The sequence below is a fragment of the Thiomonas sp. FB-6 genome (genome assembly GCF_000377645.1).
Classification (GTDB): domain Bacteria; phylum Pseudomonadota; class Gammaproteobacteria; order Burkholderiales; family Burkholderiaceae_C; genus Thiomonas_A.
The window spans coordinates 26751-41526 of record NZ_KB898484.1; the positions used below are offsets into that span (position 1 = coordinate 26751).

Annotated in this window: 15 protein-coding genes and 1 tRNA gene; all 16 read right to left on the reverse strand. The window is 68.7% G+C overall.

Annotated features, from left to right (window positions below; translation table 11 throughout):
- The 16 genes from nuoK to pnp all read right to left on the reverse strand — a co-directional run bounded on the left by nuoK (position 1) and on the right by pnp (position 14672).
- Positions 1-315, reverse strand: a complete 315-nt coding sequence (nuoK, locus tag D466_RS0111985) for an NADH-quinone oxidoreductase subunit NuoK (protein WP_018913958.1) — start codon at positions 313-315, stop codon at positions 1-3.
- 7 nt (positions 316-322) lie between these two features.
- On the reverse strand, positions 323-991 hold the full coding sequence (locus D466_RS0111990; protein ID WP_018913959.1) for an NADH-quinone oxidoreductase subunit J: 669 nt from the start codon (positions 989-991) through the stop codon (positions 323-325).
- Positions 992-1086: 95 nt separating this feature from the next.
- Positions 1087-1575, reverse strand: coding sequence for an NADH-quinone oxidoreductase subunit NuoI (gene nuoI / locus D466_RS0111995; protein ID WP_018913960.1), 489 nt, complete (start codon positions 1573-1575; stop codon positions 1087-1089).
- Positions 1576-1588: 13 nt separating this feature from the next.
- Positions 1589-2650 (reverse strand): NADH-quinone oxidoreductase subunit NuoH, encoded by a 1062-nt coding sequence (nuoH, locus tag D466_RS0112000; protein ID WP_018913961.1) that lies wholly within the window; start codon positions 2648-2650, stop codon positions 1589-1591.
- A 3-nt stretch (positions 2651-2653) separates the two neighbouring features.
- Positions 2654-4993: an NADH-quinone oxidoreductase subunit NuoG gene (gene nuoG / locus D466_RS0112005; RefSeq protein ID WP_018913962.1), complete on the reverse strand. Its 2340-nt coding sequence runs from the start codon at positions 4991-4993 to the stop codon at positions 2654-2656.
- Between the two features lie 47 nt (positions 4994-5040).
- Positions 5041-6372, reverse strand: a complete 1332-nt coding sequence (nuoF, locus tag D466_RS0112010; RefSeq protein ID WP_018913963.1) for an NADH-quinone oxidoreductase subunit NuoF — start codon at positions 6370-6372, stop codon at positions 5041-5043.
- Complete coding sequence (gene nuoE / locus D466_RS0112015) at positions 6369-6884, reverse strand: NADH-quinone oxidoreductase subunit NuoE (RefSeq protein ID WP_018913964.1); 516 nt, start codon at positions 6882-6884, stop codon at positions 6369-6371. The genes nuoF and nuoE overlap by 4 nt, the downstream gene beginning before the upstream one ends.
- Positions 6885-6890: 6 nt before the next feature.
- Positions 6891-8144 (reverse strand): NADH-quinone oxidoreductase subunit D, encoded by a 1254-nt coding sequence (locus D466_RS0112020; protein ID WP_018913965.1) that lies wholly within the window; start codon positions 8142-8144, stop codon positions 6891-6893.
- A 15-nt stretch (positions 8145-8159) separates the two neighbouring features.
- Entirely contained in the window at positions 8160-8783 is a 624-nt protein-coding gene (locus tag D466_RS0112025; protein WP_018913966.1) for an NADH-quinone oxidoreductase subunit C, read from the reverse strand.
- Positions 8784-8827: 44 nt separating this feature from the next.
- Positions 8828-9304 carry an NADH-quinone oxidoreductase subunit B family protein gene (locus D466_RS0112030; protein ID WP_026285201.1) on the reverse strand — a complete coding sequence of 159 codons (477 nt, stop codon included), beginning with the start codon at positions 9302-9304 and terminating at the stop codon, positions 8828-8830.
- An 86-nt stretch (positions 9305-9390) separates the two neighbouring features.
- Positions 9391-9750 carry an NADH-quinone oxidoreductase subunit A gene (locus D466_RS0112035; protein WP_018913968.1) on the reverse strand — a complete coding sequence of 120 codons (360 nt, stop codon included), beginning with the start codon at positions 9748-9750 and terminating at the stop codon, positions 9391-9393.
- Between the two features lie 136 nt (positions 9751-9886).
- Positions 9887-9971, reverse strand: a tRNA-Leu gene (locus D466_RS0112040).
- A 308-nt stretch (positions 9972-10279) separates the two neighbouring features.
- Positions 10280-10693: a preprotein translocase subunit SecG gene (gene secG / locus D466_RS0112045; RefSeq protein ID WP_018913969.1), complete on the reverse strand. Its 414-nt coding sequence runs from the start codon at positions 10691-10693 to the stop codon at positions 10280-10282.
- 22 nt (positions 10694-10715) lie between these two features.
- The gene (gene tpiA / locus D466_RS0112050) at positions 10716-11462 is read right to left on the reverse strand and encodes a triose-phosphate isomerase (RefSeq protein ID WP_038166137.1); all 747 of its coding nucleotides are present in this window, start codon (positions 11460-11462) and stop codon (positions 10716-10718) included.
- Positions 11463-11515: 53 nt separating this feature from the next.
- Complete coding sequence (locus D466_RS0112055) at positions 11516-12508, reverse strand: zinc-binding dehydrogenase (protein ID WP_018913971.1); 993 nt, start codon at positions 12506-12508, stop codon at positions 11516-11518.
- 46 nt (positions 12509-12554) lie between these two features.
- On the reverse strand, positions 12555-14672 hold the full coding sequence (gene pnp / locus D466_RS21600) for a polyribonucleotide nucleotidyltransferase (protein WP_018913972.1): 2118 nt from the start codon (positions 14670-14672) through the stop codon (positions 12555-12557).
- Between the last annotated feature and the right edge of the window lie 104 nt (positions 14673-14776).

The window sequence follows — 14776 nt, forward strand, 5'->3', positions numbered from 1 at the left end:
TCAGCCCTTGAGTGAATCGAGTTCGTCGACGTTGATGGTCGACAGGTTGCGGAACAGGACGACCAGGATGGCCAGCCCGATCGCCGATTCGGCGGCCGCGACGGTCAGGATGAAGAACACGAACACCTGGCCAGCCATGTCCTGCAGGTAATGCGAGAAGGCGATGAAGTTCATGTTCACGGCCAGGAGCATCAGCTCGATGGCCATGAGCAGCACGATCAGGTTGCGGCGGTTCAGGAAGATGCCGACGACGGCCATCGCGAACAGGATGGCGCTGAGCACCAGGTAATGGGCCAGACCGAGAGATCCCAGCATGATCTTGTCACTCCCCCTTGTCGGTTGCGGCGGCAGCCGCCTGCGCCGGCGCATGCGCCGGGATCTGCACCAGGCGCACGCGGTCGGCGCGGCGCACGCGCAGCTGCTCGGACACGCGTTGGCTCTTCGAGTCCTTGCGCTTGCGCAGGGTCAGCGCGATGGCGGCGATGATGGCCACCAGCAGGATGACCGCCGCGATCTCCAGCGGATACAGGTAGGCGCCGTACAGCACCCGGCCCAGCAATTCGGTGTTCGGGATCTGCGCTGCCGCGCGCGCGGCCGGGCTGAGCACCTGCCCTCCCACCTGTGCCGCCGCGGTCTGGCCGCCGATCTGGAAGGCCTGCATGAACACCGCGGACATCTCCAGCACGATGAACACGCCGAACAGCGCGGCCACCGGGAAGAAGCGCCAGAAACCCTGGCGCAACTGATCCACGTTGACGTCGAGCATCATGACGACGAACAGGAACAGCACCATCACCGCGCCCACGTACACCAGCACCAGCACGATGGACAGGAATTCGGCTTCCAGCATCATCCAGATGGTCGAGGCCTGGAAAAAGGCCAGCACCAGGAACAGCGCGGCGTGCACGGTGTTGCGCGCGGTGATCACGCGAAACGCCGCGAACAGCAGCACGGCCGAGAACAGATAGAACAACGCGGTGGCAATGGTCATGGCTTGTCAGCGGTTTGCGACGCAAGGTCTGCTGCGCGGGGCGGCACGGTGACTCCCCCGCGGCGGCGCCGGCGGCGAAGCCCGGCGCGGCCGGCTCAGCGGTAGGGTGCGTCGGCCTCCTTGTTGGGCGCGATTTCGTGTTCGTAGCGATCGCCGACGGCCAGCAGCATGGGCTTGGTGAAGTACAGGTCGCCGCGCTGTTCGCCGTGGTATTCGAAGATGTGGGTTTCGACGATCGAGTCCACCGGGCAGCTTTCCTCGCAGAAGCCGCAGAAGATGCACTTGGTCAGGTCGATGTCGTAGCGCGTGGTGCGGCGGGTGCCGTCCTCGCGCTGCGCGCTTTCGATGGTGATGGCCAGCGCCGGACAAACGGCCTCGCACAGCTTGCAGGCAATGCAGCGCTCTTCCCCGTTGGGGTAGCGGCGCAGCGCGTGCAGGCCGCGGAAACGCGGCGACATCGGGGTCTTCTCCTCCGGGTACTGCACCGTGATCTTGCGGCGCAGCGCGTACTTGCCGGTCAGGGCCAGGCCCTTGATCAGCTCGACCAGGAAGAAACTGTTGACGGTATCGAGTACTGCGGACATTCCTGGCTCCGGTTCAGTTCCAGATGGACCACGGGGTCTGCATCCAGGCGCCGATCAGGACCAGCCAGACCAGCGTGACGGGAATGAAGATCTTCCAGCCCAGGCGCATGATCTGGTCATAGCGGTAGCGCGGGAAGCTGGCGCGCACCCACAGGAACATGGTGACCAGCACGAAGGCCTTGAGGCCCAGCCAGATCCAGCCCGGGATGAAGCCGAGGAAGGCGAAGGGCGCGTCCCAGCCGCCCAGGAACATCACGGCGGCCAGGAAGGACACCAGGATCATGTTCGCGTACTCGGCGAGGAAGAACAGCGCGAAGGACATGCCCGAGTACTCGACCATGTGCCCGGCGACGATCTCGGACTCGCCTTCGACCACGTCGAAGGGGTGGCGGTTGGTCTCGGCGATGCCCGAGATCATGTAGACCACGAAGATCGGCAGCAGCGGCAGCCAGTTCCACGACAGCAGGTTCAGCCCCATGGAGGCGAAACGCCCGTGCTGCTGCCCGGCGACGATCTGGGTCAGGTTCAGGCTGCCGGAGACCATCAGCACCACCACCATGCAGAAGCCCATGGCGATTTCGTAGCTGACCATCTGCGCCGAAGCGCGCAGCGCGCCGAGGAAGGCGTACTTGGAGTTCGAGGCCCATCCGGCGATGATGACGCCGTAGACCTCGACGGAGGTCACCGCCAGCAGCAGCAGCAGGCCGGCGTTGACGTTGACCAGCGCGACCTCGGGTCCGAAGGGAATCACCGACCACGCGACCAGCGCCGGCGTCAGGGTCATGATGGGCCCGAGCACGAACAGGAAGTGGCTGGACCGCGTGGGAATGACGATTTCCTTGAAGATGAACTTCAGGCCGTCGGCGATGGGCTGCAGCAGCCCGAAGGGTCCCACCCGGTTGGGCCCGATGCGCACCTGGATCCAGCCGATGACCTTGCGTTCCCACAGGGTCAGGTAGGCCACCCCGATGAACACGGGCAGCACGATCAGGACGATGCGCAGGATGTCCCAGACCAGGGGCCAGGCGAAGGGGCCGAGCAGCTTGAGTCCGCTGGAAGTGAAGGCGTCGAGCATGGTTCAGACCTTGTGCACGGAAACGCGGCCGAACATCGGCCCCAGCGGCTGCGTCGCGGGATGGGCCGCGGCGATGCGCACGACGCCGCTGGCCAGCAGGGGGTCCAGGCGGGCCGGCAGCTCGGCGCTGGCCTGGCCCTGCTGCACGCGCACGGTGGCGCCGGGCTGCAGACCCAGGCGCTCCCAGGCGTCGCGCGGCAGCGCCACCTGCGCGGCGCGCTGGCCGTCCACGGTGCGTTGCAGCGACGGCGAGCGGCGCACGATGGCGTCGCTGCTGTAGATCGGCACGTCGGACACGCGCTCGAATCCCTCGCCGGCCTCGGCCGCGCCCAGTTCCAGCGCCTGCGGCACCTGCACCTGCGGCAGCGCCAGCGCGGCGACCACGTCCACGCCCTTCAGCGCGGCTTCGCGTACCTGCTCGGTGGTGTCGAATTCGAAGCCCGGCAGGCCGAGCTGGTTGGCCAGCACGCGCAGCACCTTCCAGGCCGGACGCGAGCTGCCCACCGAGGGCGCCACCTGCTGGAAGGACTGCACGCGGCCTTCGCAATTGATCAGGCTGCCGGCGGTCTCGCTGAACGGCGCCACCGGCAGCAGGACCTGGGCGTACTGCTCCAGGTCGGCGTTGCGGTAGGCGCTCATGGCCACGACGAAGGCGCTGCGCCGAAGCGCCGCGGCCGCGGCCGCGCCGTCGAACAGGTCGAGCTCGGGCTCCAGGCCCAGCAGCAGCATGGCGCTGGGGGTCCTGGCCAGCATCTGCGCCGCGCCCTGCCCCGCGCCGCGCGGCACGGCGCCCATCAGGTGGGCCCCGACGGTGTTGCCGGCTTCCACGGTATAGCCGAAGCGCACGCCGGCGGTCTGGGCGATCCAGCGCGCCAGCGTCTCCAGCGTGGAAGCCTGGGGATGCTGCGCGGCGGCGTTGCCCAGCCACACCACGGCACGCTGCTTGCCCACCAGGCTGGCGGCCACGTCGCGCGCGGCCTGTGCCGGCTCGATCGAGGCCAGCGCCGCCGGACGCTGCACGCCCGCGGCATCGGCCACGGCGGCGGCCACGCCGGCCAGCTCGGCCACCCAGGCGCCGGGAGCGGCGGCCAGCGCGGCATGCAAGGACATCAGCGCGTCGTCGCGGCTGGCGTGCAGCACGCTGACCTGGGTGCCGGCGCGCGCGGCGCGGCGCAGGCGCGCAGCCAGCAGCGGATGATCCTTGCGCAGGAAGGAGCCGACCACGAAGGCCGCCTGCAACTGCCCCACCTCGGCCAGCGCCAGGCCCAGCGAGGGCACGGCCTGCTGAGGCGACGTGTCGCTGCGGCGCAGCCGGGTGTCGATGTTCTCGCTGCCCAGCCCGCGCAGCACGCGCCCGAGCAGGTACAGCTCCTCGTTGGTCGACAGCGGCGAGGCCAGCGCGCCCAGCGCCTGCGGGCCCTCGACCTCGACCACGCGCTTGAGCCCGTTGGCCACGAAGCTCAGCGCGGTCGGCCAGTCCACCTCGCGCCACGCGCCCTCGTCGCGCACCATCGGCGCCGTGAGGCGGTCGGCGCTGGCCAGGCCCTCGTAGCTGAAGCGGTCGCGGTCGGACAGCCAGCACTCGTTGACGGCCTCGTTGGTCTGCGGCACCACGCGCACCACGCGGTTGGCCTTGACCTGCATGATCAGGTTGGCGCCCACGCTATCGTGCGGGCTCACCGAGGCGCGGCGCGACAGTTCCCAGGGGCGGGCCTCGAAGCGGAAGGGCTTGCTGGTCAGCGCGCCCACCGGGCACAGGTCGATCATGTTGCCCGACAGCTCGGATTCGATCGAGCCCTCGAGGAAGGTGGTGATCTCGGAATGCTCGCCGCGGTTGGCCATGCCCAGTTCCATCAGGCCGCCCACTTCCTGCCCGAATCGCACGCAACGGGTGCAGTGGATGCAGCGGGTCATTTCCTCCATGCCCACCAGCGGCCCGGCGTTCTTGTGGAACACCACGCGCTTTTCTTCCTGATAGCGCGAGGTGGAGGCCCCGTAGCCCACGGCCAGGTCCTGCAGCTGGCACTCGCCGCCCTGGTCGCAGATGGGGCAGTCCAGCGGATGGTTGATCAGCAGGAACTCCATCACCCCCTTCTGCGCCTGGATCGCGCGCTCCGAGCGGGTGCGCACGATCATGCCCTGGGCGACCGGCGTGGCGCAGGCCGGCAGCGGCTTGGGCGCCTTTTCCACGTCGACCAGGCACATGCGGCAGTTGGCCGCGATGGACAGCTTGGGGTGATAGCAGAAGTGCGGCACGTACAGGTCGAGCTTGCGCGTGGCGTCCATCACCATGGAGCCTTCGGGCACTTCGACCTTGTGACCGTCGATTTCGAGTTCAACCATGACGTCAGAGTCTCTCGGGGCGTGCGTTGCTTGGGCGGGCTGCGGCTTCAGACGTAGGCCGGAACCAGGCAGGTCTTGTGTTCGATGTGGTGCTCGAACTCGGCGTGGAAATGGCGCACGAAGGATTTCACCGGCATGGCCGCCGCGTCGCCCAGCGCGCAGATGGTGCGCCCGGCGATGTTGTCCGACACCGAATTGAGCAGGTCCAGGTCCTCGGGACGGCCCTGGCCGTGCTCGATGCGATGCACCACGCGCCACAGCCAGCCCGTGCCCTCGCGGCAGGGCGTGCACTGGCCGCAGGATTCGTGCTGGTAGAAGTAGGACAGGCGCTGCAGGGACCTGACCATGCAGCGCGACTCGTCGAGCACGATCACCGCGCCCGAGCCCAGCATGGAGCCGGCCTTGGAGATGGAGTCGTAGTCCATCGTGCAGTCCATGATCACCGAGGCCGGCAGCACCGGGGCGGAGGAGCCGCCCGGGATCACCGCCTTGAGGCCGCGCCCGCCGCGCACCCCGCCGGCCAGGGCCAGCAGTTCGGCGAAGGGCGTGCCCATCGGGATCTCGTAGTTGCCCGGGCGCGCGACGTCGCCCGAGACCGAGTAGATCTTGGTGCCGCCGTTGTTGGGCTTGCCGGTCTCCACGTAGGCGGCGGCGCCGTTGCGGATGATCCAGGGCACCGCGGCGAAGGTCTCGGTGTTGTTGATGGTCGTGGGCTTGCCGTACAGGCCGAAGCTGGCCGGGAACGGCGGCTTGAAGCGCGGCTGGCCCTTCTTGCCTTCCAGCGACTCCAGCAGCGCCGTCTCCTCGCCGCAGATGTAGGCGCCGAAGCCGTGCGAGGCGTGCAACTGGAAGTTGAAGCCGCTGCCCAGGATGTTGTCGCCGAGGAAGCCGGCGGCACGCGCCTCGTCGAGCGCCTCCTCGAAGCGCTCGTAGTCGGCGAAGATCTCGCCGTGAATGTAGTTGTAGCCCACGCCGATGCCCATCGCGTAGGCGGCGATGGCCATGCCCTCGATCACGATGTGGGGGTTGAAGCGCAGGATGTCACGGTCCTTGAAGGTCCCGGGCTCGCCCTCGTCGGAATTGCACACCAGGTACTTCGCCCCCGGGAACTGGCGCGGCATGAAGCTCCACTTCAGCCCGGTGGGGAAGCCCGCGCCGCCGCGCCCGCGCAGCGCCGAGGCCTTGACCTCGGCGATAACCTGCTCCGGGCTCATGCCGGGCTGGCCGTCGGCGCCGAGGATGCGGCGCAGCGCCTGGTAGCCGTCGCGCTTGAGGTAGTCCTGCAGGCGCCAGTTGGCGCCGTCCAGGCCGGCGAGGATCTGCGGCCGGATGTGGCGGCCGTGGAAACAGGTTTCGGCCCCGCTCGAAGCGAAGGTCATGACGCTTGTCCTCCGGTTTGTCCTTCCGAACGCGCCTGCGAGCGCAGCGACTCGAGGAGCGCGTCGATGCGCTCGCGGTCGAGGAAGCTGCACATGCGGCGGTCATTGACCAGCGCCACCGGCGCGTCGCCGCAGGCGCCCAGGCATTCGCACTCCTGCAGCGTGAACAGGCCGTCGGCGGTGGTCTCGCCCAGCGCCACGCCGAGCTTTTCGCTCAGGTACTGCGCGGCCTGCGCGCCACCGCTCAGCTGGCACGGCAGGTTGGTGCACACGTTGAGCTTGAAGCGCCCCACGGGCCGGGTGTTGAACATGTTGTAGAAGGTCACCACCTCGTGCACCGCGATCGGCGGCATGCCGATGTACTCGGCCACCTCGAGCTCGGATTCAGGGGAGATCCAGCCGCGTTCGGCCTGCACGACGGACAAGGCCGCGATCACCGCCGACTGCTTCTGGTCGGCCGGGTACTTGGCCAGCTCGCGGTCGATGCGCTGGCGGGTGGTTTCTGACAGCATGGGGGTTTACCGATCGATTTCGCCGAACACGATGTCCATCGTGCCGATGATGGCCACGGCATCCGCGATCATGTGGCCGCGGGACATTTCGTCCATCGCGGCCAGGTGCGGGAAGCCGGGAGCGCGGATCTTCAGGCGGAAGGGCTTGTTCGCGCCGTCGGAGACCAGGTAGATGCCGAATTCGCCCTTCGGGTGCTCCACGGCGGCATAGGCCTCGCCCTCGGGCACGTGGAAGCCTTCGGAGAACAGCTTGAAGTGGTGGATCAGGTCCTCCATGCTGGTCTTCATCTGCACCCGCGACGGCGGCGCCACCTTGTGGTTGTCGGTGATCACCGGCCCGGGGTTGGCGCGCAGCCACTTCACGCACTGCTGGATGATGCGGTTGGACTGGCGCATCTCCTCGACACGCACCAGATAGCGGTCGTAGCAGTCGCCCGTCTTGCCGACCGGGATGTCGAACTCCATGCGGTCGTAGACGTCATAGGGCTGCTGCTTGCGCAGGTCCCAGGCGAAGCCGGAGCCGCGCAGCATGGGGCCGGAAAAGCCCAGCTGCAGCGCGCGCTCGGGCGACACCACGCCGATGCCCACGGTGCGCTGCTTCCAGATGCGATTGTCGGTCAGCAGGGTTTCGTACTCGTCGACGTACTTCGGGAAGCGCTGCGTGAACTCGTCGATGAAGTCCAGCACCGAGCCCTTCCGGTTGGCGTTGCGCGCCTCGAGCTCGCGCGGGCCGCGCACGCTGGACTCGCGGTACTGCGGCATGCGATCCGGCAGGTCGCGGTACACGCCCCCCGGACGGAAGTAGGCGGCATGCATGCGCGCGCCGGAGGCCGCCTCGTACACGTCGAACAGGTCCTCGCGCTCGCGGAAGGCGTAGAGGAACACGGTCATGGCGCCGCAGTCCAGCGCGTGCGCGCCCAGCCACAGCAGGTGGTTGAGCAGGCGCGTGATCTCCGCGAACATCACGCGGATGTATTGCGCGCGGATGGGCACGTCGACGCCCAGCAGCTTCTCGATGGCCAGCACGTAGGCGTGCTCGTTGCACATCATGGAGACGTAGTCCAGGCGGTCCATGTAGGGCAGCGCCTGGATGTAGGTGCGGGTCTCGGCCAGCTTCTCGGTGGCGCGGTGCAGCAGCCCGATGTGCGGATCGGCGCGCTGGATGACCTCGCCGTCGAGTTCGAGCACCAGGCGCAGCACGCCGTGCGCGGACGGGTGCTGCGGCCCGAAGTTCAGGGTGTAGTTCTTGATCTCGGCCATGTCGGATCCAGGATTTCAGGCGCCGGGTTGGTTGCGCTCGCGCGGAAGGTCGCCGTAGCCGGCCTCGCGTACCACGCGCGGCACGATCTCGCGCGGCTCGATGCTCACCGGCTGGTACACCACGCGCCGGGCCTCGGGGTCGTAGCGCATCTCCACCGTGCCGCTGACGGGGAAATCCTTGCGGAAGGGGTGGCCGATGAAGCCGTAGTCGGTGAGCAGGCGGCGCAGGTCCTCGTGCCCCTCGAACACCACGCCATACAGGTCGAAGGCCTCGCGCTCGTACCAGCTGGCGGCGTTCCACACGGGGTTGATGGACGCCACCACCGGCAGTTCGTCGTCGGCGCAGCCCACGCGCACGCGCACGCGCTGGTTCAGGCTCACCGACAGCAGGTGCAGAACGACCACGAAACGCGCGCCTTCGCGCAGGCCGTCGCCGTAGCCCTGGTAGTCCACCACGCAGAGGTCCATCAGCTGCTCGAAGCGCAGCGCCGGCGCATCGCGCAGCTGCGTGCAGGCCTGCACGTAGGAGGCCGCAGCCAGGTCGATGGTGAGTTCACCCAGATCCGCGCGCATGCCGAGCAGGGCTTCGCCCAGTTGCTGCCGGATTTCTTCTTGAAGCCGTTCGAGTTTGCTGGACATCGGGAAACGGGCCTGAAAGGAGGAGCCTTCGCCGGGAACGCCGTTCAGCGGGCGATGGTGTTGGTGCGGCGGATCTTGTTCTGCAGTTGCACGAGGCCGTACAGCAGCGCCTCCGCGGTGGGCGGGCAGCCCGGCACGTAGACGTCCACCGGCACGATGCGGTCGCAGCCGCGCACCACCGAGTAGGAGTAGTGGTAGTAGCCGCCGCCGTTGGCGCAGGAGCCCATGGAGACCACCCAGCGCGGCTCGGGCATCTGGTCGTACACGCGGCGCAGCGCCGGGGCCATCTTGTTGCACAGCGTGCCGGCCACGATCATCAGGTCCGACTGGCGCGGGCTGGGGCGGAACACGATGCCGAAACGGTCCAGGTCGTAGCGCGCGGCCCCCGCATGCATCATCTCCACCGCGCAACAGGCCAGACCGAAGGTCATCGGCCAGAGCGACCCCGTGCGCGTCCAGTTGATCAGCTTGTCAGCTGTGGTGGTAATGAAACCTTCGCTCAGAACACCTTCGATACTCATCGCAGATCCCCAAACCTCGCATCACCGACATTCCCGGGCATGCCCGGGGCCGTGGCCCCGGTCCGCTCGAGCAGACACCCGAGCGCTCACTCCCAGTCGAGCGCGCCCTTCTTCCACTCGTAGATGAAGCCCACGACCAGAATGGACAGGAAGATCATCATCGCCCAGAACCCCACGGCACCGATCTTCTTCAGCGCCACGGCCCACGGGAACAGGAAGGCAATCTCGAGGTCGAACAGAATGAACAGGATCGCCACCAGGTAGTAGCGGACGTCGAACTTCATGCGCGCGTCCTCGAAAGCCTCGAAGCCGCATTCATAGGGGGAGTTCTTGGCGCTGTCGGGGCGCGAGGGCCCGAGCAAGCGCCCCAGCGCCATCGGGGCGACGCTGACGGCGATGCCGATCAGGATGAACAGCAAGACTGGCAGGTACTGCTCGACGAACATCACGCCCTCCTCGTCATGTCTGACGCCGCGAGGGCGGGCCGCGTTCGCAGCGTTCCCCCCGGCAGATTCGCGCAAATCAGCGCCGCCGCATCGCGGCGGCTGCCAGCCCGCGTGCTGCACGCGGGTCCTTCCTGTGTGGTGCCGACGGCGAGACTCGAACTCGCACAGCTTTCGCCACTACCCCCTCAAGATAGCGTGTCTACCAATTTCACCACGTCGGCCATGACGCTCGAACGAGCACCACGGGTTTTCTACCTTGCCCGCTCCCTCGAATCCGGTCGCGGCTGGCGGGTTTTTTCACACCCCGGAGGAAGGGGGATTCACCCGCCGTATTCATGGGCCAAGCATGCGGCGCGAAAACCGTGTTCCGGATTCGCGCAACCCGTCAATCTTAAGGCCTGCGCTGTTGCGACGCAACGTTTGCAGCGCCTTGCTTGCGCTGCGGCAAAGCACGCCACGCGAGCCCCTTGACAAGAGGCAAGGCGCGTGTTGTGCATTGCAACAAAACGCTACAGGATCCAGCGCCCGATCAGGGCTTGGCCTTGGCCGGAGCGGAGCCCGCCGCCGGCGCCTGCACGCTGCCCGGAATCTGCGCCACGCCGCCTTGCGAACCCGCGGGCGCCGGCTTGGAGGCCGCCGGGGCGCCCTGCGGCGCCAGGGTCTTGCCGGCCAACTCGCCCATCACGCCGCCGCCGCTGTCGGCCGGGCGCGTGCCGAAATAGGCCAGCGCGAGGGTGCAGACGAAAAAGATGCTCGCCGCCGCCGCGGTGCTGCGGCTGAGGAAGTTGGCCGAGCCGGTGGCGCCGAACAGGCTGCCCGAGGCTCCGGAGCCGAAGGACGCGCCCATGTCGGCGCCCTTGCCATGCTGCAGCAGGATCAGCCCGACCATGGACATGGCGGAGAGGATCTGCACGACGAGAATCAGGTTGAGGACGAGGGTCATGGTGAACAGGGAAAACCGTTTGTCAGTGACTGCCGGCGGCCGCCGCGATGGCCAGGAAATCCGCCGCCTTGAGCGACGCGCCGCCGATCAGGCCGCCGTCGATGTCGGGTTGCGCGAACAGTTCGCGCGCGTTGTCGGGCTTGACGCTGCCGCCGTACAGCATCGGCAGCGCATCGGCGTCGATCTTGTGGTGCCGCGCCCGCTCGCGCAGGAAGGCGTGCACCTGCTGCGCCTGCGCCGCACTGGCGCTGCGCCCGGTGCCGATGGCCCACACAGGCTCGTAGGCCAGCACGATGCCTTCGGCCTGCGCGCCCAGCAGGTGCAGCACGGCGTCGAGCTGCAGCCCCACCACCGCTTCGGTCTGGGCCTGCTCGCGCTGCTCCAGCGTCTCCCCCACGCACACGATGGGCGTGAGCCCGCAGGCCAGCGCGCGTTGCGCCTTCGCCGCCACCACGGCGTCGTTCTCGCCGTGCAGGCCGCGGCGCTCGGAATGCCCCACGATCACATGGCCGCAGCCGAACTCGCGCAACATGCCCGCGGCCACCTCGCCGGTGTAGGCGCCCTGCTCGTGCATCGAGCAGTCCTGCGCGCCCAGCGCGATGCCCGAGCCGTCGAGCAGGGCCTGCGCCTGCGCCAGGTACGGAAAGGGCACGCACACCGCCAGCTCGCAGGCCGGCCGCGGCGCGGCGACGAGCGCGTCGAGCAGTTCGCGGTTGGCCTGCAGGCTCCCGTGCATTTTCCAGTTCCCGGCGACCATCGTTCGGCGCATGCGTTCGTCTCCTCGGTTCAAAGGCTTCAGGCGGCCCTCGCCGCCCGGGTGCATCAGTTCCAGCTCAGGGCGATCTTGCCCACGTGTTCGCCGGCCTCGAGCATCTGGTGCGCGCGCACGATGTCCTGCGCGGGCAGCACCGCGTGCATGCGCGGACGCACGCGCCCGGACTCGATCAGCGGCCACACCTGCTGCTCCAGCGAGCGCGCCAGCGCGCTCTTGAAGGCCGCGTCGCGCGGGCGCAGCGTCGAGCCGGTGATGTGCAGGCGCCTGCGCATGAGCAGCGAAGCATCGAAGCCGGCGGCCGTGCCGCCCTGCACCGCCACGATCACCAGGCGCCCGTCCTCGGCCAGGCTGCGTACTTCGCGGGCCACGTAGTCGCCCGCCACCATGTCCAGGATCACGTCGACGCCGCGCTTGTCCGTGCCCTCGCGCACCACTTCCGCGAAATCCTGCTCGCGGTAGTTGATGGCGCGCTCGGCGCCCAGTTCCACGCAGGCCTGGCACTTGGCCGCGCTGCCCGCGGTGGCCCACACCCGCGCACCCAGCGCGTGGGCCAGTTGCACCGCGGTGCTGCCGATGCCGCTGGCACCGCCCTGCACCAGCACGTGTTCACCCGCCTTCAGCGCACCGCGCTGGAACAGGTTATGCCAGACCGTGAAGAAGGTTTCCGGAATCGCCGCCGCCTCGACGTCGCTCAGCGAACCGGGCGCCTCGATGCACTGGCCGGCCGGCACCACGCAGTAATCCGCGTAGCCGCCGCCGTTGACCAGCGCCACCACGCGCTGGCCGGTGCGCAGCGAAGTGCCCGCGTAGTCGCCCTCGAGCACCTCGCCGCAGACCTCCAGGCCCGGGATGTCCGAGGCCCCCGGCGGCGGCGGGTACGAGCCCTGGCGCTGCAGCAGGTCCGGACGGTTGACGCCGAAGGCGCGCACGCGCAACAGCACCTCGCCGGCGCCGGGGCGCGGCATCGGGCGCTCGGCCCAACGCAGCACCTCGGGCCCGCCCGGTGCCGTGATCTCGGCCACCCGCATGGTCTGGCTCATGGCTTCAGGCTCCTTCGCTCGGGGAGGTCGGCGCGCGCGGGCCCGCTCAGGCCTGCGGCTCGGACGGGGCCGCCCCGCCGTCGCCCAGCAGCGCCTTGATCGACAGGCGGAAGCGCCCCTTGTCGTCGGTCTCGATGACCTTCACGCGCACCTTCTGGCCTTCCTGCAGGTGGTCGGAGACCTTGGCGATGCGCTCGTTGGCGATCTGCGAGATGTGCAGCAGCCCGTCGCGCCCCGGCAGCACGTTGACCAGCGCGCCGAAGTCCAGCAGCTTGACCACGGTGCCGTCGTAGATCTGGCCGATCTCGACCTCGGCGGTCAGCTCGCCGATGCGGCGCATGGCTTCCTTGGCGCGGTCGGCGTCGGTGGAGGCCACGGTGATCATGCCGTCGTCGGCGATGTCGATCTGCGTGCCGGTTTCCTCGGTCAGGGCGCGAATGACGGCGCCGCCCTTGCCGATGACGTCGCGGATGCGCTCGGGGTTGATCTTCATGGTGTACAGGCGCGGCGCGTACTGCGACACCTCGGCGCGCGCGCCGCCCACCGCCTGCTGCATCAGGCCCAGGATGTGCAGCCGCGCCTCGCGCGCCTGCGCCAGCGCCACCTGCATGATCTCGCGGGTGATGCCCTGGATCTTGATGTCCATCTGCAGCGCCGTCACGCCGGTGGAGCTGCCCGCCACCTTGAAGTCCATGTCGCCGAGGTGATCCTCGTCGCCCAGGATGTCGGTGAGCACGGCGAATCGGTTGCCGTCCTTGATCAGGCCCATGGCGATGCCGGCCACGTGGGCCTTCAACGGCACACCGGCGTCGAGCAGGCTGAGGCAGCCGCCGCACACCGAGGCCATCGAGGAGGAGCCGTTGGACTCGGTGATCTCCGAGACCACGCGCATGGTGTAGGCGAAATCCTCCTTCTTCGGCAGCACCGCCTGCAGCGCGCGGCGCGCCAGGCGGCCGTGGCCGATCTCGCGGCGCTTGGGCGTGCCCATGCGGCCGGTCTCGCCGGTGGCGTAGGGAGGCATGTTGTAGTGCAGCAGGAAGCGGTCGCGGTACTCGCCGCCGAGGGCGTCGATGATCTGCGAATCCTGGTCGGTGCCCAGCGTGGCCGCGACCATGGCCTGCGTCTCGCCGCGCGTGAACAGCGCGCTGCCGTGGGCGCGCGGCAGCACCCCGGTACGGATCGCGATGGGACGCACGGTGCGCGTGTCGCGCCCGTCGATGCGCGGGTCGCCGGCCAGGATCTGGCTGCGCACGATGCGCGCTTCCATGTCGAACAGGATCTGCTCGACCTTGGTCGAGTCGACCTCGGCGCCGTCGGCGCCCAGCGCCTCGTGCACGGCGGCGTAGGCCTTGCGCAGCGCGTCGGTGCGCAGTTGCTTGCTGGTGATCTTGTAGGCGGCGCGCAGCGCCTCGCCGGCCAGCGAGTCGATGCGCGCGATCAGCGCCTCGTCGCGCGGCGCGGCCTGCCATTCCCAGGCCGGCTTGCCGCCCTCGCGCACCAGTTCGTGGATGGCGTCGATGGCGGTCTGCAGCTGGCGGTGGCCGAACATCACGGCCTCCAGCATCACTTCCTCGGTCAGCTGGTCGGCCTCGGACTCGACCATCAGCACGGCCGCGTCGGTGCCGGCGACCACCAGGTTCAGGCGCGAATCGGCCAGCTGCGCGCGGCTCGGGTTGAGCACGTACTCGCCGCCCACGTAGCCCACGCGCGCGGCGCCGATGGGGCCGTCGAAGGGAATGCCCGAGACGGCCAGCGCGGCGCTGACGGCAATCAGCGCGGCGATGTCGGACTCGACCTCGGGGTTGAGCGACAGCACCTGCGCCACCACCTGGACCTCGTTGTAGAAGCCCTCGGGGAACAGCGGGCGGATGGGACGGTCGATGAGCCGCGAGGTCAGGGTCTCGTGCTCGCTCAGGCGCCCTTCACGCTTGAAGAAACCGCCGGGGATCTTGCCCGCGGCGTAGGTCTTCTCGATGTAGTCGACGGTCAGCGGAAAGAAGTCCTGGCCCGGCTTGGCCGACTTCGCCGCCACCACGGAGGCGAGCACGACGGTATCGTCCATGTTCAGCAGCACGGCGCCGCCGGCCTGCCGGGCGATCTCGCCCGTTTCCAGGGTGACCGTGTGCGAACCCCACTGGAAACTCTTGGTGACTTTGTTGAACATTGATTTCACTCCGGTTGGACGGGCGCCGCGCCCCTTCGGGCCGCCAGCGCCTGCGCCCGCGTCAGCGGGCAGGTCGGGAAGCACAATGCCATTCCTGCGCGGCT

Excerpts from the sequence above, each read along its gene's own strand:
- nuoK (WP_018913958.1), bottom strand. The coding sequence starts at position 315 with ATGCTGGGATCTCTCGGTCTGGCCCATTACCTGGTGCTCAGCGCCATC.
- D466_RS0111990 (WP_018913959.1), bottom strand. The coding sequence starts at position 991 with ATGACCATTGCCACCGCGTTGTTCTATCTGTTCTCGGCCGTGCTGCTG.
- nuoI (WP_018913960.1), bottom strand. The coding sequence starts at position 1,575 with ATGTCCGCAGTACTCGATACCGTCAACAGTTTCTTCCTGGTCGAGCTG.
- nuoH (WP_018913961.1), bottom strand. The coding sequence starts at position 2,650 with ATGCTCGACGCCTTCACTTCCAGCGGACTCAAGCTGCTCGGCCCCTTC.
- nuoG (WP_018913962.1), bottom strand. The coding sequence starts at position 4,993 with ATGGTTGAACTCGAAATCGACGGTCACAAGGTCGAAGTGCCCGAAGGC.
- nuoF (WP_018913963.1), bottom strand. The coding sequence starts at position 6,372 with ATGACCTTCGCTTCGAGCGGGGCCGAAACCTGTTTCCACGGCCGCCAC.
- nuoE (WP_018913964.1), bottom strand. The coding sequence starts at position 6,884 with ATGCTGTCAGAAACCACCCGCCAGCGCATCGACCGCGAGCTGGCCAAG.
- D466_RS0112020 (WP_018913965.1), bottom strand. The coding sequence starts at position 8,144 with ATGGCCGAGATCAAGAACTACACCCTGAACTTCGGGCCGCAGCACCCG.
- D466_RS0112025 (WP_018913966.1), bottom strand. The coding sequence starts at position 8,783 with ATGTCCAGCAAACTCGAACGGCTTCAAGAAGAAATCCGGCAGCAACTG.
- D466_RS0112030 (WP_026285201.1), bottom strand. The coding sequence starts at position 9,304 with ATGAGTATCGAAGGTGTTCTGAGCGAAGGTTTCATTACCACCACAGCT.
- D466_RS0112035 (WP_018913968.1), bottom strand. The coding sequence starts at position 9,750 with ATGTTCGTCGAGCAGTACCTGCCAGTCTTGCTGTTCATCCTGATCGGC.
- secG (WP_018913969.1), bottom strand. The coding sequence starts at position 10,693 with ATGACCCTCGTCCTCAACCTGATTCTCGTCGTGCAGATCCTCTCCGCC.
- tpiA (WP_038166137.1), bottom strand. The coding sequence starts at position 11,462 with ATGCGCCGAACGATGGTCGCCGGGAACTGGAAAATGCACGGGAGCCTG.
- D466_RS0112055 (WP_018913971.1), bottom strand. The coding sequence starts at position 12,508 with ATGAGCCAGACCATGCGGGTGGCCGAGATCACGGCACCGGGCGGGCCC.
- pnp (WP_018913972.1), bottom strand. The coding sequence starts at position 14,672 with ATGTTCAACAAAGTCACCAAGAGTTTCCAGTGGGGTTCGCACACGGTC.